The organism is Indolivaga capnocytophagoides DSM 22835 (assembly GCF_000426485.1).
Taxonomy (GTDB): domain Bacteria; phylum Bacteroidota; class Bacteroidia; order Bacteroidales; family Dysgonomonadaceae; genus Dysgonomonas_A; species Dysgonomonas_A capnocytophagoides.
The window spans coordinates 284,856-307,599 of record NZ_AUFL01000005.1; the positions used below are offsets into that span (position 1 = coordinate 284,856).

Annotated in this window: 25 protein-coding genes; 18 read left to right on the top strand and 7 right to left on the bottom strand. The window is 39.0% G+C overall.

Going from position 1 to position 22,744, the window contains the following annotated elements:
* Window positions 1-5 precede the first annotated feature (5 nt).
* The 3 genes from lpxB to K322_RS0102895 all read right to left on the bottom strand — a co-directional run bounded on the left by lpxB (window position 6) and on the right by K322_RS0102895 (window position 3,080).
* Complete coding sequence (gene lpxB, locus K322_RS0102885; RefSeq protein ID WP_026625524.1) at window positions 6-1,151, bottom strand: lipid-A-disaccharide synthase; 1,146 nt, start codon at window positions 1,149-1,151, stop codon at window positions 6-8.
* Window positions 1,152-1,164: 13 nt separating this feature from the next.
* Complete coding sequence (surE, locus tag K322_RS0102890) at window positions 1,165-1,947, bottom strand: 5'/3'-nucleotidase SurE (protein WP_026625525.1); 783 nt, start codon at window positions 1,945-1,947, stop codon at window positions 1,165-1,167.
* Window positions 1,948-2,081: 134 nt separating this feature from the next.
* The gene (locus tag K322_RS0102895; RefSeq protein ID WP_026625526.1) at window positions 2,082-3,080 is read right to left on the bottom strand and encodes a Stealth CR1 domain-containing protein; all 999 of its coding nucleotides are present in this window, start codon (window positions 3,078-3,080) and stop codon (window positions 2,082-2,084) included.
* A 93-nt stretch (window positions 3,081-3,173) separates the two neighbouring features.
* Between K322_RS0102895 and K322_RS0102900 the strand changes: the two genes are divergently transcribed.
* Genes K322_RS0102900 through K322_RS0102915 form a run of 4 tightly spaced genes read left to right on the top strand, consistent with a single transcriptional unit; the run spans window position 3,174 to window position 5,784 of the window.
* A complete protein-coding gene (locus K322_RS0102900; protein ID WP_026625527.1) occupies window positions 3,174-4,274 on the top strand; it encodes a glycosyltransferase family protein in 1,101 nt (366 codons plus the stop codon).
* A 21-nt stretch (window positions 4,275-4,295) separates the two neighbouring features.
* Window positions 4,296-4,664 (top strand): YraN family protein, encoded by a 369-nt coding sequence (locus K322_RS0102905; RefSeq protein WP_026625528.1) that lies wholly within the window; start codon window positions 4,296-4,298, stop codon window positions 4,662-4,664.
* Between the two features lie 4 nt (window positions 4,665-4,668).
* Window positions 4,669-5,040 (top strand): MmcQ/YjbR family DNA-binding protein, encoded by a 372-nt coding sequence (locus tag K322_RS0102910; RefSeq protein ID WP_026625529.1) that lies wholly within the window; start codon window positions 4,669-4,671, stop codon window positions 5,038-5,040.
* Between the two features lie 3 nt (window positions 5,041-5,043).
* On the top strand, window positions 5,044-5,784 hold the full coding sequence (locus K322_RS0102915) for a biotin--[acetyl-CoA-carboxylase] ligase (RefSeq protein WP_026625530.1): 741 nt from the start codon (window positions 5,044-5,046) through the stop codon (window positions 5,782-5,784).
* On the opposite strand, the gene K322_RS0102920 is transcribed toward K322_RS0102915, so the two are convergent.
* Together K322_RS0102920 and K322_RS0102925 are read right to left on the bottom strand one after the other, a co-directional pair.
* Window positions 5,781-6,452 (bottom strand): DNA alkylation repair protein, encoded by a 672-nt coding sequence (locus K322_RS0102920; RefSeq protein WP_026625531.1) that lies wholly within the window; start codon window positions 6,450-6,452, stop codon window positions 5,781-5,783. The two genes, K322_RS0102915 and K322_RS0102920, sit on opposite strands and share 4 nt — an antisense overlap.
* Window positions 6,453-6,536: 84 nt before the next feature.
* A complete protein-coding gene (locus tag K322_RS0102925; RefSeq protein ID WP_026625532.1) occupies window positions 6,537-6,839 on the bottom strand; it encodes a Dabb family protein in 303 nt (100 codons plus the stop codon).
* A gap of 247 nt (window positions 6,840-7,086) precedes the next feature.
* Between K322_RS0102925 and pepE the strand changes: the two genes are divergently transcribed.
* Together pepE and K322_RS0102935 are read left to right on the top strand one after the other, a co-directional pair.
* Window positions 7,087-7,797: a dipeptidase PepE gene (pepE, locus tag K322_RS0102930; RefSeq protein WP_026625533.1), complete on the top strand. Its 711-nt coding sequence runs from the start codon at window positions 7,087-7,089 to the stop codon at window positions 7,795-7,797.
* 22 nt (window positions 7,798-7,819) lie between these two features.
* On the top strand, window positions 7,820-9,886 hold the full coding sequence (locus K322_RS0102935; RefSeq protein ID WP_035331155.1) for an HD family phosphohydrolase: 2,067 nt from the start codon (window positions 7,820-7,822) through the stop codon (window positions 9,884-9,886).
* 2 nt (window positions 9,887-9,888) lie between these two features.
* Here the strand turns inward: K322_RS0102935 and K322_RS0102940 are convergent, their stop codons facing one another.
* Both K322_RS0102940 and K322_RS0102945 read right to left on the bottom strand, forming a co-directional pair.
* Entirely contained in the window at window positions 9,889-10,197 is a 309-nt protein-coding gene (locus K322_RS0102940; protein ID WP_026625535.1) for a chaperone modulator CbpM, read from the bottom strand.
* Between the two features lie 2 nt (window positions 10,198-10,199).
* Entirely contained in the window at window positions 10,200-11,117 is a 918-nt protein-coding gene (locus tag K322_RS0102945; RefSeq protein ID WP_026625536.1) for a DnaJ C-terminal domain-containing protein, read from the bottom strand.
* Between the two features lie 399 nt (window positions 11,118-11,516).
* Between K322_RS0102945 and pyrH the strand changes: the two genes are divergently transcribed.
* From pyrH to pstB, 12 genes are all read left to right on the top strand, one after another.
* A complete protein-coding gene (gene pyrH / locus K322_RS0102950; protein WP_026625537.1) occupies window positions 11,517-12,227 on the top strand; it encodes a UMP kinase in 711 nt (236 codons plus the stop codon).
* A 62-nt stretch (window positions 12,228-12,289) separates the two neighbouring features.
* Window positions 12,290-12,850 carry a ribosome recycling factor gene (gene frr / locus K322_RS0102955; RefSeq protein WP_026625538.1) on the top strand — a complete coding sequence of 187 codons (561 nt, stop codon included), beginning with the start codon at window positions 12,290-12,292 and terminating at the stop codon, window positions 12,848-12,850.
* 209 nt (window positions 12,851-13,059) lie between these two features.
* Window positions 13,060-13,986 carry a ribosome small subunit-dependent GTPase A gene (gene rsgA, locus K322_RS0102960; protein WP_026625539.1) on the top strand — a complete coding sequence of 309 codons (927 nt, stop codon included), beginning with the start codon at window positions 13,060-13,062 and terminating at the stop codon, window positions 13,984-13,986.
* Window positions 13,967-14,374 (top strand): ribosomal maturation YjgA family protein, encoded by a 408-nt coding sequence (locus tag K322_RS0102965; RefSeq protein WP_035331156.1) that lies wholly within the window; start codon window positions 13,967-13,969, stop codon window positions 14,372-14,374. Before rsgA ends, K322_RS0102965 begins: the two co-directional genes overlap by 20 nt.
* Before the next feature lie 90 nt (window positions 14,375-14,464).
* On the top strand, window positions 14,465-14,857 hold the full coding sequence (locus tag K322_RS0102970) for a hypothetical protein (RefSeq protein WP_026625541.1): 393 nt from the start codon (window positions 14,465-14,467) through the stop codon (window positions 14,855-14,857).
* A gap of 139 nt (window positions 14,858-14,996) precedes the next feature.
* Window positions 14,997-16,430, top strand: a complete 1,434-nt coding sequence (gene cls / locus K322_RS0102975; RefSeq protein ID WP_026625542.1) for a cardiolipin synthase — start codon at window positions 14,997-14,999, stop codon at window positions 16,428-16,430.
* 1 nt (window position 16,431) lies between these two features.
* A complete protein-coding gene (locus tag K322_RS0102980) occupies window positions 16,432-17,730 on the top strand; it encodes a bifunctional folylpolyglutamate synthase/dihydrofolate synthase (protein WP_026625543.1) in 1,299 nt (432 codons plus the stop codon).
* An 83-nt stretch (window positions 17,731-17,813) separates the two neighbouring features.
* On the top strand, window positions 17,814-18,848 hold the full coding sequence (locus tag K322_RS0102985) for an outer membrane beta-barrel protein (RefSeq protein WP_026625544.1): 1,035 nt from the start codon (window positions 17,814-17,816) through the stop codon (window positions 18,846-18,848).
* 161 nt (window positions 18,849-19,009) lie between these two features.
* A complete protein-coding gene (gene pstS / locus K322_RS0102990) occupies window positions 19,010-20,041 on the top strand; it encodes a phosphate ABC transporter substrate-binding protein PstS (RefSeq protein WP_026625545.1) in 1,032 nt (343 codons plus the stop codon).
* 23 nt (window positions 20,042-20,064) lie between these two features.
* Complete coding sequence (pstC, locus tag K322_RS0102995) at window positions 20,065-20,913, top strand: phosphate ABC transporter permease subunit PstC (RefSeq protein ID WP_026625546.1); 849 nt, start codon at window positions 20,065-20,067, stop codon at window positions 20,911-20,913.
* The gene (gene pstA, locus K322_RS0103000) at window positions 20,910-21,788 is read left to right on the top strand and encodes a phosphate ABC transporter permease PstA (protein WP_026625547.1); all 879 of its coding nucleotides are present in this window, start codon (window positions 20,910-20,912) and stop codon (window positions 21,786-21,788) included. The genes pstC and pstA overlap by 4 nt, the downstream gene beginning before the upstream one ends.
* The gene (pstB, locus tag K322_RS0103005) at window positions 21,773-22,558 is read left to right on the top strand and encodes a phosphate ABC transporter ATP-binding protein PstB (RefSeq protein WP_026625548.1); all 786 of its coding nucleotides are present in this window, start codon (window positions 21,773-21,775) and stop codon (window positions 22,556-22,558) included. Before pstA ends, pstB begins: the two co-directional genes overlap by 16 nt.
* Window positions 22,559-22,744: the final 186 nt, after the last annotated feature.

A 22,744-nucleotide genomic window follows, 5' to 3' on the forward strand; every position in this document is an offset into this window, starting at 1 on the left:
ATATATCATAATATCGTTTTATCAAGCTTTTCAATTATTATTCGGGCTGCTTTTTCCGATGCTCCGGGAGCTCCGAGAATGGAAATTATCCGATCATAATTTTCCAGCATATTACTTCTGTATTCCAAATCATTAAGCAGTAAATCGACTTCGTTCTGAATATTCTTTTGAGTAAAAAACTTCGCAAAAAGCTCTTTTACCACTTCTTCTCCTGCAATCAGGTTTACAAGTGAGATATACGGTGTATGCAATATATTTTTAAAAAACCAGTAAACAAGCTTTGGAACCGGTGTTTTGTAGCACACAACCTGAGGTGTTCTTAACAGAGCTGTTTCTAATGTGGCAGTACCGGAAGTCACCAAAGCCACTTCGGCATAAGTAAGCAATCGGTAAGTTTGTCCGAAAACAATTTTACAGTCATGAGTACCGATGTATTCTTTGTAATATCCGGCATCAATACCGGGAGCCCCCGCAATTACAGGTTGATAAGCCGGAAAAGCGGATACAACTTCGAGCATTGCCGGAAGATTATCTTTAATCTCTTGCTTACGACTTCCTGCCAACAATGCTATTATAGGTTTAGATTCTAAAGAGTTACTTTCGACAAACAACTCCGGTGTATCATCTATTGATGAATTTCGATAATGAGCCACTGCATCTACTGTGGGATTACCCACATAATCGACCTTATAATTATGCTTTTTAAAAAAATCGACTTCGAAAGGGAGAATGCAAAGCATTTCATCCACATATTTTTTGAACGATTTTACTCTGTATTCTTTCCATGCCCAAACTTTAGGGGAAATATAATAGTGAACAGGAATGGAAGTCTTAGTTTTTACAAACTTGGCTATTTTAAGATTAAATCCGGGGTAATCGATCAGAATTACCACATCAGGCTGATATTCAATGATGGCTTCCTGACAAATTTTCATGTTGCGGAGGATTGTACCCAGATTGAGCAATACAGGTATAAATCCCATAAATGCCAATTCGCGGTAATGCTTAAGCATTATACCTCCTTGCGCAAGCATAAGATCACCTCCAAAAAATCTGAAATCGGCATGAGGATCTTTAGACTTTAGAGCTGACATCAGATTAGATGCGTGCAAATCGCCCGAAGCCTCTCCTGCAACTAAAAAATATTTCATATATCGAATATGTTTAGACTAACTCTTCCAGTGATAGCATTTGAGATAAACTGTCGTGATCCGTCATATCCACTTTAATAGGAACAATAGACGTATATCCATTTGCTAAAGCCCATTCGTCTGTTGCCTCATCATTTGGTTCGTCATTATCAAAACGTCCTGTCAGCCAAAACACCTGTTTGTTAGCTCCGTCCTCGGAACGCTTAAATTCTTCGACCCATTGTCCGGCAGCCTGACGGCAGACTTTCACTCCTTTCAGTTCATCTTTGGCATTAGGAATATTCACATTCAGACAAACGCCGGAAGGCAAACCTGTTTTTAATATCTTCTGACTCAAAGCCCTCGTTATAGAATAAGTATGACTAAAATCGGCATTATAATCATGATCGAGCAGCGAGAATCCGATAGACGGAACCTTAAATAAGGCCCCTTCTATAGCCGCCCCCATCGTTCCCGAATACAACACACATACCGAAGCATTCGAACCATGATTAATACCCGAAACCAATAAATCGGGCTTACGACCAATAATTTCGCTGATGCCCAGCTTTACGCAATCCACGGGAGTACCCGAACAGGCATATACCGTAACGTCCTTCTGTTCATCCTTTTTTAGCAGATGGCATCTGATCGGGTGTATAGATGTGATTGCGCTCGACATCCCCGAACGAGGTCCATCGGGTGCAACAACAACAATTTCGCCTAATCCTATGAGCGATTCTACCAGAGAGTTAATACCTTTGGCTTGATAGCCGTCATCATTAGTTACTAATATTAAGGGTTTATTTACTGACATATTATTTTATAAATTTCTTTATTCTGTAAAATGAGAAGTGCAAAGATACTGAAAATATCTCCCTTATAAAAGTTCTATATATCTCTGTTAGAGCTGAAATATTAAGTTCTAGTGAAAAAAGAGAAACAAACAGATTATATTTCAAAAGCAGACTTCTCGGGAAGGATCATTTCAAATCCTCTTATAAGCTGATTTTTTACTATATCGAAATTTTGAATATTAACATTATCGTTCAAACAGATCATATCAAGGTTTCCACCTGTTATACGATCAACAATATATTGAATATCCTTATCGGCAATATCCATTGAGATTGTATTCCGTCTGGTATCGGCCGGATAAAAATTACCCTTAGCTAACTGCCAATAACGAAAAAGCCACTGATTCACATCTTCATTCGAACGAAATCGAGAAAGACAAGTCTTTTCCAGAATGTCGGGTTCGGCAGCCCAAACTTCTTCGAATGTCGATTTCAAATAAGCATTCGGAAGGTGAGGATCAATAAAACCCGAAAAATCCCGCCAAGGAGCGAGCAATATATTATTGATTACACCAATACCATAACGAATATTAAACCACTTCATAAGATTCGTACTCATCTGCCTGCGCTTACTGAAATGTTTATCTATAACATCCAGATCATTGATTGCCATATGAATAATTCCTCCGTCTGATGGCTTAGCTGTCATTACCCCTAAATCGCAAGGCAGTCCTTTTTTGAAAAATCGGCTAACAGGAATCGGCCTAAGCGCAAATATATCATCATTGAAATAGATAAATTTATCCGACAACCCTTTGATCCGATGCAAATTCAATTCGATAGTATTAGCACTGAAAGTGGGCAGATAACAAGACGGGATAAAGTCGTCATGCTTTACCCAATTAAGTTTAGGATTAGACAGATCAATCCATTCAGGAAGATGTCCACAGGTTACAAAATGAATCTTTCCGACCCATGGCATAAGCTGCTCGATCCCTCTGAACCAATACCGCATCAACTCCCAGTCCCGATAACGTATCGGATGACAATCTCCATTCGTATTGGTAGAAACGTATTCCTTAAATTGAGTTTGCCATAAAGGATCCGAAGAATCGACCCATGGAATCACTATGTCTATTTTATCGTTTGCCATCAAATCATGTTTTCTGGTATAAATATAAACAGAATAGTTTTATCGGAAAATTTTTACCTTTGACCAAAACAAATCTTAGTAACTGTTTACCGGATGAAAATTCTTTTGTTAGGAGAATGCAGCAACTTACATTGGACGCTGGCACAAGGTCTGCGCCGGCTCGGACACGATGTAACCGTAGCTTCGGACGGCAGCAGGTGGATGGATAACAAAAGGGATATAGACCTGAGCCGCAGAGGATATAATATTACAGACAGTTTCAGATATACGTGGACAATATATAACAATCTAGATAAATTAAAAGGATACGATATCGTACAGATCAAAAATCCATTATTTATAGATATGCGTGCCGAAAGTAATTTATGGTTATATAAATACCTGAAACGTAAGAACGGCAAAGTTTTTTTAGGAGCGTTTGGTACTGATCATTTTTGGATAAAAGCTTGTTTAGACAAAAAAGTTTTTCGATATTCCGATTACTTTATAGGTACAACGGCTACAAATATACAGATGGCCGGAATGCTGGCTGAAGAATGGAAAAGAAAAGAAAAAATATATCTAAATCAATATATTGCGGAAACATGCGATGGAATTATATCATGCTTGTATGAATATTATGAATCATACCGTCCTTTTTATTCTGAAAAATTATCCTATATACCTATCCCTATAGACACTGCATCACTAACATTCAAACAAAAAGGGACGAAAGATGACAAAGTTCGTTTCTTTATCGGTATCCAATCAGACAGAGACCAATTGAAAGGCACCGACGTCTTATTGAAAAGTGCTAAACTTATTGAGAAGAAGTATTCGGATAAAGTAGAAATTAACAAAGCAGAGAATATTCCAAACACCGAATATCTAAAACTTATGGCTCAATCGGATGTATTGTTGGATCAGATATATTCGTACACGCCGGGAATGAACGCTTTAACAGCTATGGCTCAGGGATTGATTGCTGTTAGCGGTGCAGAACCTGAGATGTACTCACTTCTGGAGGAAGAGGAACTTAAACCAATTGTAAATATACTTCCTGATGAAACAGATATTTCTCAAAAACTCGAAAATATTGTTCGGAAAAGGGTGGAACTTCCTATATTATCCAATATGAGCCGTAAATTTGTAGAGAAATACCATAATACAGATATCGTAGCGCAACGTTATATAGATTTTTGGACAAAAAGATAAATTTCTATTATTTTGTAAACAATGGCACAGCATAACAAACTAGGCAAGCAAGGAGAAGACCTTGCATCCGATTTCCTTTCCGATAATGGGTACACTATTATCGAACGTAATTGGATAGGGGAAAGGCACGAGATTGACATTGTGGCATCGTGTGAGGATTTTCTTCTTTTTGTCGAAGTGAAGACCCGTTCTTCGGAACGTTGGGGAAATCCCGAAACTGCTGTTTCGGAAGCCAAGATCAAGCGAATGGTAGCTGCTGCCGATCATTACCTGAAAACCAAAGAAACAAACCTGCAAATAAGATTTGATGTTATATCAATCATTTTCAACAAAAAGCAAACAGAGATTATTCACATCGAGGATGCGTTTTTTCCTCCGTTAAACGGATAAAATTATGGATATAGAAGAAGTTCGGGAGTTTTGCCTGTCGGTCAAAGGAGCGGAAGAGTGCTTTCCTTTTGATGATACGGTATTAGTGTTCAAAGTAATGGATAAAATGTTCGCTTTTATGGCTCTTGATCGCAAAGAGCGGGGATTTATGATAAACCTGAAGTGCGACTCCGAATATGCCATAGAATTGAGAGAACACCATGAATGCGTAATCCCCGGATACCATAGTAATAAGAAATACTGGAACTCGGTCTATATTGAAGAAGTCAAAAAAGACACTGACCTGAAAGGCTGGATATTGCACTCGGTTGATGAAGTAATAAAAAAACTTCCAAAAAAGAAACAAACAGAATACAACGATCTCAGAAACGAATAACAGATGTTCGAATCACCCATCATATATATAGAAGAATTGGATTCGACTAGTTCCTATTTAAGAAATATAGGTACCGATACCCTATCCGACGGAACGACCGTTTATACAGGATTCCAAACAGCAGGGAGAGGCCAGCGAGGCAATTCATGGGAGTCTGAAAAAGGAGAAAATCTGACATTCAGTACGGTGCTTTTCCCTAAAAACATTAAACCGGAGGATCAGTTTTTAATCTCCCAGATCACATCATTGGCTATAAGAGATGTGTTAAGCGAATATACTGACCATATTACAATAAAATGGCCTAACGACATCTATTGGAAAGATAAAAAAATTACAGGAATGCTTATCGAAAATGACATTATGGGTTATAATATCACTCAATCCATTTTAGGCATCGGAATCAATATCAACCAAACCAAGTTTAAAAGCAATGCCCCTAATCCGGTTTCATTGAAACAAATAACCGGGATCAATTACGATATAGCCGCCATACTCAAAAAAATCTTGCAAAACCTGTATGATTATTATACCGGGCTAAACACCCCGATCAATAGAGAAGAAATCAAAACTCGATATAAAAAATCCCTCTACCGAAGAGAGGGATTCTATAATTTTGCTGATAAAGACGGTACTTTCTCTGCCTGTATAGCCGATATCGAAGAAACAGGGATTCTTGTACTGAAAACAAAATGGGGTGACATCCGAAAATATGGATTCAAAGAAATCAAATACCTATTCGATTAACCCTGATAAAAAAATTCGAACTCAAACGCTATACTGTCATATATCTCACGGAGAAAATCATCTTCGGAATCTTTGTACTTAGACAGATTTCTCATTATCTCTTCGGCAATAGCAGCCGATTGTTTGCCTGCATTTTTAGCAAAAAGCAAAGCTGCATTTCTCAGGGACACCTGTGGAGACACTACATCATCCCAAAGATATACGAAAGCACTTATATCTATATTTTGAGTCAATTGTTTTGTCAATATCCGCCGGACATATAACCAATATCCGGTTGTACGAACTTCATAATCATTGTCAACAACCCATTCCGATGCCAATTGATCAGCATATGTCAAAGATTGGAAAAGGTTAATACAAACCTGTTCTCTTATCTCCTGATTAGGAATTTGCCTTACCCACTCACAAGCAGACTCTTTAGTGCAAGCATCGTGAGGACAAAGCATCGTAGCCAGAATTTTTAATTCACGGGTTCCATCCTGCCATAGCAACTCTGACAATTGCAGATCAGACTCATAACGAGCGGCAATCTCTTTTATTTTCTTTATATCAACTCCAAAATTGAGTTTATAATTTAATCCATGACTTCTCATACTTGCCGAAGCGATGCCATTCATCGCCATACGGCATCGACGACGTATATCGCGGATAATATCTTCGTGTTGCATTTCTTTTTAATATAGGCCTACGAACTTAACAACTGTTTTCTATTACATCTTCGCTTACCAAGGTAATAAGAAGGTCTGAGACCTTTAAATCTCATAATCAACGGCAATACGACCCGACACCACTTCTCTCACAAAAGGAAGAACCGCCTGATGCAGAGGGTGATTTTGATAAAAATCCAATGCTTCTTTCGATGCTACTTCTGAATACAAAGCAACATCGTAATTTGCCGGAGAATCAAGAAAATTGATCCCGACCTCTACCTTTACCAGGCCTTCTATCTTTCCGTTCAGATCTTCGAGTTTTTCTTTAATCAATTGGGCATTAGCAACCTTGTTATTACCATTAGCCTCGTCTTTGAGTTTCCAAAAAACAATATGTTTTACCATGATACTTTAATTTTAAATGAATCTATCACAAATATAATGAAAAAGAGCTATAGGGCAGTCCTTCCGACTCGGATATAGCAACTTTTATAAACCAAAATACACATAGTCAAGTATATTATATATATTTTTGTAAAATAAAAGTAAGTAATAGTAAGAATTTAATATCGTGTTTCAAAGTTATAACGCCCTATTGTTCTTATCTTGAATAGACAAATAAAAAGGTCTGAGACCTTAACAGTTAGTATTTATGAGATTATTATTATTAAGTAATTCAACCAACCCCGGAGAATCATATCTGGGATATCCTAAACAAACCATCAAGTCATTTTTAGGTGATAAACCTTTAAATATAGTATTCGTGCCTTATGCTGCTGTAACATTCTCTTACGATGAATATGCAGCCAAAGTAAACGGAAGCCTGAACGAAGTAGGCTTAACAGTTAAAGGCATACACACATTCGATAATCCGCAAGATGCCATCCGCAATGCAGATGCCATCATGGTAGGCGGAGGAAATACATGGAAATTGACTCGTACTTTACAGGATAACGGACTGATAGATCTAATCCGCGAGAAAGTACAAAAGGGAACACCTTACATAGGATGGAGTGCCGGCTCAAATGTTGCCTGTCCTACCCTGCGCACCACTAACGATATGCCGATAATAGCTCCTTTAAGTTTTGAAACGTTCAATCTCGTACCGTTTCAGATAAATCCTCATTATCTTGATGACAACCCTTCCAATCACGGCGGAGAAACCAGAGAGATGAGAATAGCTGAGTTTATGATACAAAACCCTGATATTTATGTAGTAGGATTAAGAGAATCTACAATACTGCATTTCGAAGACGGCAAATTATCTCTGATAGGAGAACGTTCTGCCCGCATTTTCAAACAGGGAACAGAAACTGTGGAGCTGACCTCTAAAGACGACTTTAACTTTTTATTAAAAAGCTGATAAACCAATCCGACTACGATATATGGAAATCCTGAAAAGAAAAGTAAATATACCAACCCCTGTTTTATTTGTATTTGCAATAATACTGATAGCTTATTTTGCCCCACGCGAATCGAAGGTCAGTTATGACGAAAGCGAAGGCAAACCATGGCGGTATGGTTTAGTTACTGCCCCTTTCGATTTCCCTATCTATAAACCGGAGGCTCAGCTAGAACACGAACGGGATAGTATCATGCGTGAATATGTAGGATATTATTCTCAGGATAAAAAAAGGGCCGAACAATCGATCTCTATATTTACAAACGATGCGAAGGCTGCTAACGTTGGTACTGAATATATATCGTACGTACAACGAAAAATGAGTGAGATATATTCAACCGGACTTATTTCCGCTACGGAATATGAAAAGATAGAAAACAGCAGTCTAAAGCAGCTATATCTGGTTAGTAATGACAATATCGCCGACCTCAGAGCGATAAATTCATTCTATACATCGAAGCTTGCTTACGAAAAGCTGATCAACGATGCACCTTCAACATTGAGTGTTCAGACACTGCAATCGCTCAATCTCAACAACTATCTGTTTGACAACATCATACAAGACACTGAACTTTCGAAGAAAGCCAAGGACGAACTAATGATGAGAATACCTTTTGCAGAAGGGAATGTACTGGCGGGACAAAAAATCATCGACCGAGGAGAGATTGTTACGGCTAAAACCGTACACATGCTCAACTCTTTGCAAAAAATGACCGAGGAAAAAGAAGGTTCAGGCACACGCCGCAACTGGATGATTCTGGGTGATATCATTCTTATTTCGGCTCTTATCATGGCATTCATGACCTATCTGCGTTTTTTCAGGATACGGGAATACCTCGACCGGAGAAATGTGCTGTTTATGCTACTCATGATTGTCTTGTTCTGTATACTCACGAGTCTGTTTCTTAAGGCAGGCATAAATGTATACGTCATACCTTTTGCTATAGCAACAATCATGGTGCGTACCTTTATAGACTCTCGTACAGCCATGATCACTCACCTTGTCACCTCACTCATAAGTTCGCTGATGGTTCCTTTTCCGCACGAATTTCTGATGTTGCAAGTACCTATCGGATTTGTCTGTATTTTCAGTCTGAAAGACTTGTCTGAAAGATCTCAGCTGATCAAAGCATCATTCTTTATACTTCTGGCATATGCGTCTCTTTATGTAGGAGTTACACTTGCCTTAAAAGGAGATTTCAAGCAAATAGATCCATTGATGTTTTTATATTTCGGCATCAACTTTATGTTTGTTATGTTCGCATACTTACTGGTATACATGTGCGAAAAAGCTTTCGGATTTATATCGGGTGTGAGTATGATAGAACTATCGAATATCAATAAACCGCTTCTGCAAAAGCTATCGGAAGTAGCTCCGGGAACATTCCAACATTCGATGCAGGTATCTAACTTAGCGGCAGCGGTAGCATCGCGTATCGGAGCTAATGCTCAGCTTGTCAGAACAGGAGCTCTGTATCACGATATTGGTAAGATGACAAATCCTGCATATTTTACCGAAAACCAGATTCCGGGAATGAACCCGCATACTGCATTAGGATATAAAGAAAGTGCTCAAATTATTATAGGACATGTTGCGGAGGGAATTAAAATTGCCAAGAAGTATAATTTACCTCAACAAATTATCGACTTTATTGCAACACACCACGGAACCGGAAAAGTTAAATATTTCTATAATTCATATCGAAACGAACATCCCGATGAAGACGTAGACGAAGCTGACTTTTCGTATCCCGGGCCTAATCCTTTCAGCAAAGAAACAGCCATCCTGATGATGGCTGACACAATAGAAGCCGCATCACGCAGTCTTCCCGAATATACAGAAGAATCTATCTCAAATCTGGTAGAAAGGCTGATAGACTCTCAATTGGCTGATAAACTATTGAGAAATGCCCCGATAACCTTTTCTGATATAGAGGTGGCCAAATCAATCTTTAAAGACAAGCTGATGACTATATACCACTCCCGTGTGGCTTACCCCGAGCTATCAAAAGAAGCAAAGGAACATGATAAAGAGGTGGAAACTAAGTGATCTTAGTCGATTCCTTCCCACAAATTATCATGCACGTGAAGTCTCTTTCGTAGAATGTAGAGTTCCTTCTCCATATTCTCCATCTTCTTCAGCAGGTTATGAATAATATCTATACCCTCGACATTAACCGAGAGATCATAGTATAGGTTAGCAAACCGATCGAGCTCAGCAAGCTGCGATTCGTACAGATACATCTGTCCGTTTGCTACCTGAACATCTATCAGCCCTTCATTTATCAGCAAACTGACGAAAGAAGACTCTATTCTTGAGTTTTTGCAATATTCTTCTATTATAATTAGTCCTGTTTCCATAGTTATGATTTTTTAGATTCTGCCAACTTCCGAAAGAATGATTTCTGCTCATCGGTCAGATCGGTCGGTATCTGTATCGAATAAGTTATATATAAATCACCGAAGTGTCCGTCCTGTTTATAAACAGGAAAACCTTTTCCCTTCAGGCGAACTTTGGTTCCATTCTGAGTTTCGGGTTTTACTTTTAATTTTACTTTTCCCGAAATCGTATCTATGGTTGTTTCACCACCCAAAACCGCAGTATATAAGTCGAGTGAAGCAGTATGATACAGATCATCGCCTACCCTGTTAAAATCAGGATCATTTTCTATAACGAATGTGATATACAAATCGCCGTCGGGGCCTCCGTTAGTACCTTTTCCGCCTTGCTTAGGCAGCTTGATGACTTGCCCGTCTGCAATTCCGGCAGGAACGGTTATCCGTATGTTTTTTCCGTTTACGGTGAGTGTCTGTTTATGGGTTTGAGCAGCATCCCTCAACGACAGATGTAATTCTGCCTTAAAGTCTTGCCCTTTAAATCCACGGCTGCTTCCGGTTCTGCTCCCTCCTCTGTTTCCAAAAAGAGATTCGAAGAAATCAGAAAATTCACCATCCTCACCCGAAAAACTGTAACTATACCCACTGCCGCCATCTCCAAAACCGGAGAATCCTCCTTGCTGCGATTGTTGTTGACGGGCTTTTTCATATTCTTCGGCATGTTTCCAGTTTTCGCCGTATTCGTCGTATTTCTTTCTTTTTTCAGGATCACTCAGCACTTCATTTGCTTCATTTATCTGCTGAAACTTTTGATGTGCTTCGTCATTATTGGGATTTACATCCGGATGATATTTACGAGCCAATTTCCGGTAAGCCTTCTTTATATCATCCGCAGTAGCTGTTTTCGACAGCCCGAGTACGCTATAATAATCAATAAAAGCCATATAATTAATGTTTTTCTATTTAACGTTTATAATTTCAGTTTGTTTAAGGTCGCAGTCTGTTTGCTGATTATTCCGATACTGGATTAAAGTCTCAGACCGATTTAACGTTCTATTACTTAATCGTGTTCATCGCAGGGACATATTGTCGCCTATTTGTTGTTTTTATTTATTTCGGGCGTATGCAATACACCCCTGCGAAAGCGGAACAATCGGTTATTTGACTGATTGTCATAAACACTTATCAACAAACCATTAAATTCTTATTGTATGATAATATACAAATACCTTGCCTTGATTTTTATTGTCATACAAATTTTATTAGTTTTGCATCAGTAATTTCTATTTTTAAGGTCGCAGGCCGAAAATATTTTCTGTTACTTATTTTTATATATCTGATTAATGGCACAGTACAAAAGGGTTTTACTTAAACTTAGCGGAGAGTCTTTGATGGGTGATAAGCAGCACGGTATTGACGAAAAACGTCTTAACGAGTATGCGGCACAGATCAAACAGATAGTCGATTTAGGAGTTCAGGTGAGTATTGTTATCGGAGGAGGAAATATCTTCCGTGGATTAAGCGGTGCTTCTAAAGGATACGACAGGGTCAAAGGCGACCAGATGGGAATGCTTGCAACTGTTATAAACAGTTTAGGTCTAAGTTCGGCTCTGGTGGCCATCGGACAAAAAGCCAGAGTGCTTACAGCGATCCGGATGGAACCTATCGGCGAATTTTACTCAAAATGGAAAGCAATAGAAGCAATGGAAAACGGAGAAGTAGCGATTATATCCTGCGGAACTGGTAATCCGTTCTTCACTACAGATACAGGCTCGGCACTCCGGGGTATAGAAATAGAAGCGGATGCAATGCTGAAAGGCACACGGGTTGACGGTGTTTACACAGCTGATCCCGAAAAAGAACCGACTGCAACTAAATACGACCGGATTTCGTACGACGATGTATATAACAAAGGTTTGAAAGTAATGGATCTGACAGCAACCACCATGTGCAAGGAAAACAATCTTCCGATTGTTGTTTTTGATATGGATACTGTAGGGAACCTCGTTAAGGTTATAAAAGGCGAAAACATAGGAACTTATGTTCATGCCTAAGGTTATATACCTATTTTAAGGATAGTAATAAACATTATTTTATTGTAAATTTTTTACAACAAATGGCAGATATAAAAGAGTTAGAACAAAAAGCGGAAGCAAAAATGTTAAGTTCAGTTGAATTCCTTGAAGAATCACTGGCTCATATCCGCGCGGGAAAAGCAAATCCGAGAATATTGGACGGTATCAAAATTGATTATTACGGAAGCATTACTCCTCTGACAGGTGTAGCTTCGGTAAACACTCCTGATGCACGTACTATTATAATCCAGCCTTGGGAAAAAAATATGTTGAGAGAAATCGAAACAGCAATCATTAATTCTGATTTGGGACTAAATCCCGATAACAACGGAGAACTTATACGTTTGTCTATTCCTCCGCTGACCGAAGAACGCCGTAAGCTTCTGGTTAAACAATCGAAACAAGAAGCCGAAGATGCAAAGATTAGTGTACGGAATGCCCGCCGTGATGTAATTGACGCTGTAAAAAAATCGGTGAAAGATGGAACTCCCGAAGACGTGGCTAAAGACGCAGAAGCATCTATCCAGAAAATCCATGACAAATACATCAAAATGATTGAAGACTTATTTGCTGCAAAAGAAAAAGAAATACTTACAGTATAAAGGTCTCAGGACTTTTTATATTGTAACAAAACCATAAACAGAGTGAAGGGCTTAGAGGAGACCTCTTGGTTCTTTGCTCTGTTTTCTTCTATTAAGTAAATGAAAGTATTTAAATATATATTTTCAATATTATAACAAGCTTGGGGCATTATACCTGCCAAAGCACTAAATAGGTCTGTGACCTTAAAAAAAACAATGATAATATACAGATGACAGGTCTGGTTATAAAAAACACAGGAAGCTGGTATCTTGTCCGCTCCGAGGAAGGAAAAGATATAGAATGTAAACTGAAAGGCAATTTCCGCCTCAAAGAGATCAAGAGTACAAATCCTATTTCGGTTGGCGATAAAGTATCTTTTCTTGCCAATGAAGACGGGACAGGGCTCATTACGGAAATTTTTGACCGCAAGAATTATATCATTCGCAGGTCATCAAATTTATCCAAGCATTCGCATATCATCGGGGCAAACCTCGATTTATGTTTCCTTATCGTAACAGTAACCAAACCTATTACATCAACTGTATTTATAGATCGTTTTCTGGCATCTGCGGAAGCTTATCGGGTTCCTGTCAACCTGCTGTTCAATAAGGTGGATTTATACGACGAAGACGAAACCGAATACATGAATGCCCTCATAGACCTATACAGCTACATCGGCTATCCATGCCATAAAATATCTGCACTGAACAATATAGGATTAGATGAACTGAAAAGCAATCTGAAAGATAAGATCACATTATTTTCAGGGCATTCGGGCGTAGGAAAATCAACACTGATCAATGCTCTGGTTCCAGAATCGAAGCTTAAAACCGGAGCCATATCCGACTATCACGGTAAGGGAATGCACACAACTACATTTTCCGAAATGATGGAACTGGCTCAAGGAGGATTTATCATAGATACTCCCGGAATAAAAGGATTCGGTACGGTAGATATGGTTCCCGAAGAAATCGGACACTATTTCCCTGAAATATTCAAATTTTCGCACGACTGCCGATTCAATAACTGCATACATATCAACGAGCCCGGATGTGCAGTACGTGAAGCTGTGGAAAATCATTACATCAGCGAAAGCAGGTACAAATCGTACCTAAATATACTTGAAGACGAAACAAATGGCAAATACAGAAAATAACACTCTTTTCAAATTCAGATTTCATCTAACATCCTTTTTAATTTTTTTACTTATATTTGCTATAGAAGTAATTATTGCCATCTTTATAAAAGACAATATTATCCGCCCCTATGGTGGAGACATATTAGTGGTAATCATGATTTATTATCTCGCAAAGGCATTTATTTACACCAATCCTCTTTATATCGGTATCGGCACTCTGTTATTTGCTTATGCCATAGAAATAGGACAATATTTTAATCTGGTCGAAATATTGCATTTGCAAGACAACAAAATAATGCGGATAGTCATTGGCTCATCTTTCAGTTGGGGAGATATGATATGCTATACAGTCGGAATATTTATTTGTTTGTTTATTGATCGGAAAAGGATTAATCTTATGAAATAAGTGTCGATCCCTTAACTTCCCTAAGGGGGACTTTAAAGCAGGGATAGTTCCCTTTAGGGGATAGGTTTTATTAATCATCACTTAATTAGAATGATTCAGCAACGCAAAAAAGATTATTTAATAAAGTTGATTGAAGAGTTTTTCGCAAAACTTCAACAACTTAAACAGGCTCAGGAAGGAGAGAACCCTACTGAGGAAAAAGAAATAATCAATGATTGTATGGCCTTTTTTCAATCAAACTTCAACACAACACAATCTGATACGGCCAGTGAACTAACAGACAAAATAAAAGATCCTGACCTATTGGAACAATACGCCAAACTTCTTTTAAACAAGTACAATATTTCCGATATTAAATACATATACCAACTGCACGTTGCCCTCGACATTGTTACATATATAGAAGCTAGCGACAACACATACTCTTGGGATAGAAATATATTGAGGGAAGATTTACTGAGATTACTCGATCAGCAGGGTTAAGACATCAGACCTGTTTACTGCATTGGCAAGTATAATAACCTGAGTCTGTTATAACTTAATATATATTTAAATACTTTCATTTACTTAATTATTTACTACTGCATTGAATGAATTTTTATTAAAAATCGATTTAAAGCCTTTGTTAGAAGTATTTTCGGCTAACAATTTCATTCTTGTATTCCAGCTACTGTATATTTTTACGGCACTGGGGGTGGTGATCGTGGTAATTTCGGAAAACCGTAATCCTTTGAAAACCATATCATGGGTACTGGTACTTCTTCTTTTACCTTTAGTCGGACTTATTTTCTATTACTTTTTCGGGGAAGATCACAGAAAACAACGGCTTATATCACGAAAGATGCATAAAAAGCTGAATAGAAAGACTCTGGAGCGTATCGAATTGAAAGAAACTCTAAATACTCCGGTTGAATACAAAGGATTAATAAACCTTCTCAATAAATTAAACGACTGTCCGCTTTACGGAGGAAGCAATATTACTTTCTACAGCGACGGGGCGACTAAATTCGATTCACTTTTCACCGAAATAAAAAAAGCAACCAAGCACATACACATTCAATATTATATATTTATGGACGATGAGATCGGTCATAAATTAAGAAATCTCCTGATAGAAAAGGTACAAGAAGGGGTAGAGGTAAGAGTACTGTATGATGCGATGGGGGCATGGAAAGCCAAGAAAACATTTTATAAAGAAATGGCTGCTGCCGGAATACAGGTTACACCTTTCCTTAAAGTCGCATTCCCGATACTTACCAGCCGTGTTAATTACCGCAATCACCGGAAAGTTGTTATTATAGACGGAGAGATAGGTTTTATGGGTGGGATGAATGTCGCAGACCGATATATCAAAGGAAATGGTACTGGAATATGGAGAGACAGCCACTTCAAGCTCGAGGGCAAAGCCGTTCACGGGCTCCAAATATCTTTTGTGATAGACTGGTATGCTTCTCAAAACGAATTTCTGGTATCAAACAAGTATTTCCCGCTGCTAGAAACCAAGGGAGACAATCTGATGCAGATTGCGACAAGCGGACCTACCGGAGAGTTTAAAGAAATACATCAGGGGATGTTTCAGGCAATAACCAATGCCAAAGAGTATGTTTATATACAAACTCCGTATCTTATTCCAACAGATGCTTTGATGCTGGCATTGCAAACCGCAGCCATGTCGGGTGTTGATGTACGGATAATGATTCCCGAGAAGTCCGACACGACTTTTGTACAGATAGCATCAATGTCATTCATCAAAGATTTTCTGGAGTCGAAGGTCAAGATATATTTCTTCACCGAAGGATTTTTACATTCTAAACTGATGGTCATAGATGACTCCCTCACTATCACGGGATCAGCGAATATGGATGTACGGAGTTTTGAGCATAATTTTGAAATTGATGCCTTTATATATAATAGAGATACAACGCTGACTGCTAAAGATATTTTTCTGAAAGATATGCAGTCTTCGGTACCAATCGATTTAGAGACATGGAATAAGAGACCCCGCTATAAACGATTTGCGGAATCGTTTCTACGGTTATTTACACCTTTGTTATAAAATGAACTACCAGGAAACCGTACAATATCTGTACAACCAATTGCCTGTTTACCAAAACATAGGAGGCAGCGCATACAAAGAAGGGCTGGACAACAGCCTTGCATTAGATAAATATTTCGACCACCCACATAGCCGATATAAAACCATACACGTAGCCGGTACTAACGGAAAGGGTTCCACGTCTCACTTATTAGCAGCAATATTGCAGCAGTCGGGTTATAAAGTCGGCTTGTACACGTCTCCTCATCTGGTCGATTTCAGAGAACGGATCAGAGTAAACGGTCAAAAAATATCGGAACAATATGTTATTGATTTCGTAGCAAAACATAAGGATAGTTACGAGAGCATCCATCCTTCATTTTTCGAACTGACAATGATGATGGCTTTTTGCTATTTTGCCAATCAGGAGATAGATATAGCAGTTATCGAAGTAGGGTTAGGAGGAAGGCTGGACAGCACGAATATTATTACGCCAATAGTATCTGTTATCACTAACATTAGTCTCGACCATACCCAGTTTCTGGGTGATACGTTACCTAAAATAGCATATGAAAAAGCAGGAATCATAAAGCCTCACATACCGGTAGTGATAGGTGAAGCGGAAGGCGAAGTTCGGAAAGTATTTCAGGATAAGGCAGACTCGGAAGATGCACCTATTATCTTTGCCGAAGACCAGCATCTTATTCATGCTGCAGATAAGCTAGACAACGGCTCGTGGCTATTTCAAACAGATGCTTTCCCTAATCTGAAAGGAGAACTGGGAGGATTACCCCAGATAAAGAATGCGGCAACGGTTTTGTGTACCGTAGATGTTCTCCGCAAGCAAGGTATACACACAACCATACAGTCCGTATACTCCGGATTCGGCATGGTAAACGAACTCACCGGACTGATGGGTAGATGGCAGATCGTAAAACAAGCAAACCCGAAAATTATCTGTGATACCGGACACAACGTCGGAGGCATTAAATATGTGGCTGAACAACTTTCATCAGAACCCTCTGATCATCTGAGAATAGTCATCGGTATGGTAAGCGACAAAGACATCAGCCATGTTCTCGACCTTCTGCCCAAATCTGCTATCTATTATTTTACAAGAGCTAATATTGCGCGTGCCATGGGAGAAACGGAATTAGCGAAACTAGGCGAAAATCACGGACTGTCGGGTAAAACTTTTCATTCTGTCAAAGAAGCTGTAGAAACTGCTATTGCAGATTCTTCAGAAAAAGATGTCCTATTTATCGGCGGCAGTAATTTTGTTGTAGCAGAGGCTCTTGAAGTATTATCGACTCAATTTTAATGTTAACTGTTTCGTAACACCAAAGTAGCTTAAAAGAGATTATATTATTGTTTCTTTGCAATAAATCAAATATTATTGAATAAATGCGAAGACTTAATTTATTTCTGGTTGCTGTAATGCTGCTGGCATTCGCAACTCAAAGTTTTTCACAAGAAAAAGACACCACTACTTTTAAACCATCAGGGCGTATTATAGCCCGCAGTTTCTTTGATTACAGCAAAGGATTCGGTTCGGTCAATAACGAATCAGGATTCGATATCACCCGTGCATTTCTAGGATACAGTTATCAGATCACCCCTACCCTTCAGGCTCAGGTTATAATAGATGGAGCATCAGGAAAAAACGATAAAGGAAGTTACGAAGTTTATCTTCGCAATGCGTTTATCCGTTGGCAAGACAGAGGCTTCGATATCAGTGTAGGGGAAATAGGTCTCCTTCAATTCAGCATGCAGGAAAGCTACTGGAAACACCGGTATGTTCTGAAATCATTTCAAGACCTGAATAAAATGGCTCCCAGTGTCGATCTGGGTGTAACTGCACAATACAAATTCAACGACTTTCTCTCCGCCGATATCAGCCTGACAAATGGCGAAGGTTACAAGAAAATAGAACAAAACAATAGTACCCGATATGCGGCAGGCCTAAGCATAAAACCCCTCAAAAATACGATATTCCGGATATATGCAGACATCTATAATGACGGAGAAGATATGCGAGACGCATTACCCTCGAATGTTACAGAAGGCAAGTATTCTGATCAGAAATCAATAGCTCTTTTCGCAGGATACCAAAATTCTGTTATTTCGGCAGGAGCAGAGTACAACAGGGTCTTCAACAAAGGCTTTATACAAGACAAGGACTATTACGGATACTCGCTGTACGCATCCGGAAAGATTGCCGACAAGTGGAGATTATACGGACGTTACGATCTTATGGACTCAAAGACTCCTGAGAACTTCACATCGCCATGGAACAGTCTAGACGGGCAATTAATGATTATCGGAGTTGAATACCAACCGGTAAAACAACTGAAAATTTCGCCGAATTTCCGAAACATCAATCCCGATAGGAACAAGTCGGAACAATATCTATTTGTAAGCGTGGAATTTAATTTATAAGAACTATTCTTAACAGAAACGTAACTAAATCGTCGTTAACTTGTTATATTTCTACAATAACATTGCATCAGAAAAAAGCATGAGACTTTTTTATTACTCTGATTACATAAAACAGACAAAATAGATCATTAAATATTGTTATCAAGTTAGAAACAAAAATTATGAAAAACTTATTATTTATAGCAATAGCAGCAGTAATAGCTCTTACAAGCTGTAATTCGTCTCCAAAACTTTCAGGAGCCGGAGCAACTTTCCCTGCACCGTATTACAATCTGGTGTTCAAAAAGTTTACCGAAACATCGGGTAGCAATGTTACTTACGGAGCTGTAGGCAGCGGAGGTGGAATAAGAAGCCTTAAAGACAAGACAGTTGATTTCGGAGCAACAGATGTATTCTTATCCGACAAAGAATTGCAGGAAATGGGGTCAGATGTATTGCATATCCCTACAGCATTGGGTGCAGTAGTTGTATCTTATAACTTGCCCGAGATTAAAGATCTGAAACTTAACTCAGCTCTTATCTCTAAAATATACAGAGGCGAGATCACAAACTGGAACGATGAACAAATCAAAGCTCTGAATCCGGGACTGAACTTACCTAATCAGGCTATCACTCCCGTTTACCGTTCGGATGGCAGCGGCACAACATCGGTATTCTCTGAATACATGTCTAAAACTGATTCTCTATGGAATAAAGATCTGGGCACAGGAAAATCGATCAAATTTAAATTTGGTGTTGCAGCAAAAGGTAATCCCGGCGTTGCAGGCATCGTTAAAGAAACAGTAGGCTCTATCGGCTACATCGGTTCTGAATATGCTTTAGCACTGAATATACCTTCTGCACTATTGCAAAACAGTTCAGGTAACTTTGTTGCGGCAAACGACAAGAGTATATCGGCTTCTGCAGAAACTGAAATTCCTGATGACACCCGTCTGATCATAACAAACTCAAACAATCCCGAAGCTTATCCGATCAGCACATTTACATGGATCATCGTGTATAAAGAGCAAAACTATAACAAACGTACTGTAGAACAAGCTAAAACACTAGCATCACTACTTCAATTCATTATCAGCAAAGATGGTCAGGATCTGGCAATAAAAACACATTATGCCCCGCTATCTGCTAAAGCTGTAGAAAAAACAGACGCGATAATCAAGTCAATGACTTTTGACGGACAACCCATTAAATAAGTTTGTCAAGCAAAATTGTTGAAATGAAAGACAAAATATTTAAAGCCATACTATTTACAGCATCCAGCCTGATACTCTTGTTGACGGCGGGTGTTGTTTATGCTTTGGTTTCACAAAGTATCAATACATTCTCGGCATTTGGGTTCTTTAACTTTATAACCTCTACCCATTGGGATTCGGTTAATAATGATTTCGGAGCATTGCCTTTCATTACAGGAACTCTCATAACGTCACTTCTTGCATTGTTCTTTTGTATACCTTTTTCTCTGTCCATCGCATTGTTCAACGGCGAATATTTCAAAGGCAGCAGGGTTGCATCAGTTGTTAGTGCCATTGTAGATCTACTTGCCGGAATACCATCTATCGTATACGGATTGTGGGGATTTTATGTACTACGTCCTATTATGATAGATATGGGAGTCAGTGCACAGGGATTCGGTGTATTATTGGCATCAATAATACTGGCGATAATGATAATCCCTTACGCTTCATCATTAAGTACGGAGTTTATATCGATGGTTCCGAATGAATTAAAAGAGGCTGCTTATAGCCTGGGAGCAACCAAGCTCGAAGTAATCCGCACTGTTAATATTCCGGTATCCATTTCGGGAATTACGGCAGCTTATGTTCTTGCATTAGGACGTGCACTGGGTGAGACAATGGCGGTAACGATGCTTATCGGTAATACAAACAATATACCAATGGCTCTGGGAGATACAGGCAACACTATGGCCAGTATCATTGCGAACCAATTCGGGGAGGCCGATGGGCTGAAACTTAGCTCTCTGATGGCTATCGGGTTATTACTGTTCTTAATCACAGCCAGTATAAACTTTGTAGCTAAGTATATCATGAAACTTGTAAACAAATGAAAAAGACAATCTTTTCATCATCAAAATACAGGCAATACAAAAGCAAGCTATTCTTTTACACAGTTTGCGGGCTGAGCGGTATTACTATGATACCTTTGTTCCTCATCATTTGGGAATTACTGAAAAGAGGATATAAACAATTCAACATCAGCTTATTTACGGAAGTATCCCCCACTTCGATGGATGCAATGCTTGCGAAGATAAGCAATGATCCTATTCCGGGCGGTATTCTTAACGGAATAACAGGCACACTGCTTATATTAGCTATTTCTATTATATTGGCTATACCTGTCGGAATCTGCACTGGCATATATCTAGCCGAAAATCCAAAAGGGACATTCAGTAAACTTATACGGAGTCTGTCTGACTTATTGCAGGGCATTCCGTCAATAGTAATCGGTATAATCGTTTATGCCTGGGTTGTAAAGCCGATGTACAGCTATTCGGCTCTGGCAGGAGGTATTTCTCTCGCGATAATGATGCTTCCGATGATTATCCGCTCAACAGAAGAAAGCCTTAAGATGCTGCCTACATCATTAAAAGAAGCAGGACTTGCATTAGGCGGCTCATACAGTTCAGTTATTATCAGAATATTATTACCTTCGGCTTTCAGCGGATTATTTACAGGATCACTGCTTGCCATATCCCGTGTAATGGGAGAAACAGCTCCCCTGTTGGTAACAGTATTGGGTGCTTCGGTTGTAAACTGGAACATAACCCAACCGACGAGTGCTATATCGCTGCTGATCTGGGAATTTTACAACGATCCCAATCTGGCTCCGTTAGTCTGGACATCGTCACTATTATTGCTCTTCTTGGTTTTGAGCATCAATATATTAGCAAAACGCATTTCAAAAAGATGGAAAATACAGTAAATACGAATAACGACAAATATATCCTCGAACTGAAAAATGTATCAGTCTCTTATACGCCCGAAAAAAAAGCGGTAGAAGATGTCTGTGCCAATATCCGAGAAAATACCGTAACCGCTATCATGGGACCCTCAGGTTGCGGAAAGAGTACTTTGTTGCGGGCCATCAATCGGATGCATGACTTATATCCTGAAATCAAAACAACAGGGGAAATACTACTCAAAGGAGAAGATATTTTCAAAATGAACCCGATGAAAGTCCGCCGTCTGGCAGGAATGGTGTTTCAACGCCCCAATCCATTTCCGACGATGAGTATTTTCGACAATGTGCTGGCCGGTTATAAACTGAATAATATAAAGTTAAGCAAGTCTGAAAAAGACGAAGTTGTTGAAAACAGCTTGCGAAGTGTGGCTCTTTGGGACGAAGTAAAGGACTCAATCTCTAAGAAGGGTACTTTCTTATCGGGAGGTCAGCAACAAAGGCTTTGCATAGCACGTGCAATAGCACTGAAACCCGAAGTACTTCTGATGGATGAGCCCACATCAGCACTTGATCCAATCTCGACAAACCGTATCGAAGACCTGATTCTGGAACTGAAGGAGCATTATACAATTGTAATAGTAACTCACAATATGTCTCAGGCTGCTCGTATATCAGACAATTCGATGTTTATGTATCTTGGGCATTTGGTTGAATATGATACAACCAAACAGATGTTTACCAAGCCTAAGGATAAACGTACGGAGGATTATCTGACCGGGGTATTCGGATAAAAGAGATCTCTGAAAATTTATCTATACAAAAAGGTTCTGAAGAAATCAGATCATACAAAAACAGAGAAAAAGGAAACATACGAAAAAGTAATAATTTATATGTAACTTTTGTTACCTTTTTGACAAAATGACCCAAAAACCCTAAAGGGGCTTTTCGAAGACAATGAAATCCCCTTCAGGGGACAG

What these genes read in the sequence shown, in the direction of transcription:
- lpxB (WP_026625524.1), bottom strand. Translation starts at nt 1,151, where the DNA reads ATGAAATATTTTTTAGTTGCAGGAGAGGCTTCGGGCGATTTGCACGCA.
- surE (WP_026625525.1), bottom strand. Translation starts at nt 1,947, where the DNA reads ATGTCAGTAAATAAACCCTTAATATTAGTAACTAATGATGACGGCTAT.
- K322_RS0102895 (WP_026625526.1), bottom strand. Translation starts at nt 3,080, where the DNA reads ATGGCAAACGATAAAATAGACATAGTGATTCCATGGGTCGATTCTTCG.
- K322_RS0102900 (WP_026625527.1), top strand. Translation starts at nt 3,174, where the DNA reads ATGAAAATTCTTTTGTTAGGAGAATGCAGCAACTTACATTGGACGCTG.
- K322_RS0102905 (WP_026625528.1), top strand. Translation starts at nt 4,296, where the DNA reads ATGGCACAGCATAACAAACTAGGCAAGCAAGGAGAAGACCTTGCATCC.
- K322_RS0102910 (WP_026625529.1), top strand. Translation starts at nt 4,669, where the DNA reads ATGGATATAGAAGAAGTTCGGGAGTTTTGCCTGTCGGTCAAAGGAGCG.
- K322_RS0102915 (WP_026625530.1), top strand. Translation starts at nt 5,044, where the DNA reads ATGTTCGAATCACCCATCATATATATAGAAGAATTGGATTCGACTAGT.
- K322_RS0102920 (WP_026625531.1), bottom strand. Translation starts at nt 6,452, where the DNA reads ATGCAACACGAAGATATTATCCGCGATATACGTCGTCGATGCCGTATG.
- K322_RS0102925 (WP_026625532.1), bottom strand. Translation starts at nt 6,839, where the DNA reads ATGGTAAAACATATTGTTTTTTGGAAACTCAAAGACGAGGCTAATGGT.
- pepE (WP_026625533.1), top strand. Translation starts at nt 7,087, where the DNA reads ATGAGATTATTATTATTAAGTAATTCAACCAACCCCGGAGAATCATAT.
- K322_RS0102935 (WP_035331155.1), top strand. Translation starts at nt 7,820, where the DNA reads ATGGAAATCCTGAAAAGAAAAGTAAATATACCAACCCCTGTTTTATTT.
- K322_RS0102940 (WP_026625535.1), bottom strand. Translation starts at nt 10,197, where the DNA reads ATGGAAACAGGACTAATTATAATAGAAGAATATTGCAAAAACTCAAGA.
- K322_RS0102945 (WP_026625536.1), bottom strand. Translation starts at nt 11,117, where the DNA reads ATGGCTTTTATTGATTATTATAGCGTACTCGGGCTGTCGAAAACAGCT.
- pyrH (WP_026625537.1), top strand. Translation starts at nt 11,517, where the DNA reads ATGGCACAGTACAAAAGGGTTTTACTTAAACTTAGCGGAGAGTCTTTG.
- frr (WP_026625538.1), top strand. Translation starts at nt 12,290, where the DNA reads ATGGCAGATATAAAAGAGTTAGAACAAAAAGCGGAAGCAAAAATGTTA.
- rsgA (WP_026625539.1), top strand. Translation starts at nt 13,060, where the DNA reads ATGACAGGTCTGGTTATAAAAAACACAGGAAGCTGGTATCTTGTCCGC.
- K322_RS0102965 (WP_035331156.1), top strand. Translation starts at nt 13,967, where the DNA reads ATGGCAAATACAGAAAATAACACTCTTTTCAAATTCAGATTTCATCTA.
- K322_RS0102970 (WP_026625541.1), top strand. Translation starts at nt 14,465, where the DNA reads ATGATTCAGCAACGCAAAAAAGATTATTTAATAAAGTTGATTGAAGAG.
- K322_RS0102980 (WP_026625543.1), top strand. Translation starts at nt 16,432, where the DNA reads ATGAACTACCAGGAAACCGTACAATATCTGTACAACCAATTGCCTGTT.
- K322_RS0102985 (WP_026625544.1), top strand. Translation starts at nt 17,814, where the DNA reads ATGCGAAGACTTAATTTATTTCTGGTTGCTGTAATGCTGCTGGCATTC.
- pstS (WP_026625545.1), top strand. Translation starts at nt 19,010, where the DNA reads ATGAAAAACTTATTATTTATAGCAATAGCAGCAGTAATAGCTCTTACA.
- pstC (WP_026625546.1), top strand. Translation starts at nt 20,065, where the DNA reads ATGAAAGACAAAATATTTAAAGCCATACTATTTACAGCATCCAGCCTG.
- pstA (WP_026625547.1), top strand. Translation starts at nt 20,910, where the DNA reads ATGAAAAAGACAATCTTTTCATCATCAAAATACAGGCAATACAAAAGC.
- pstB (WP_026625548.1), top strand. Translation starts at nt 21,773, where the DNA reads ATGGAAAATACAGTAAATACGAATAACGACAAATATATCCTCGAACTG.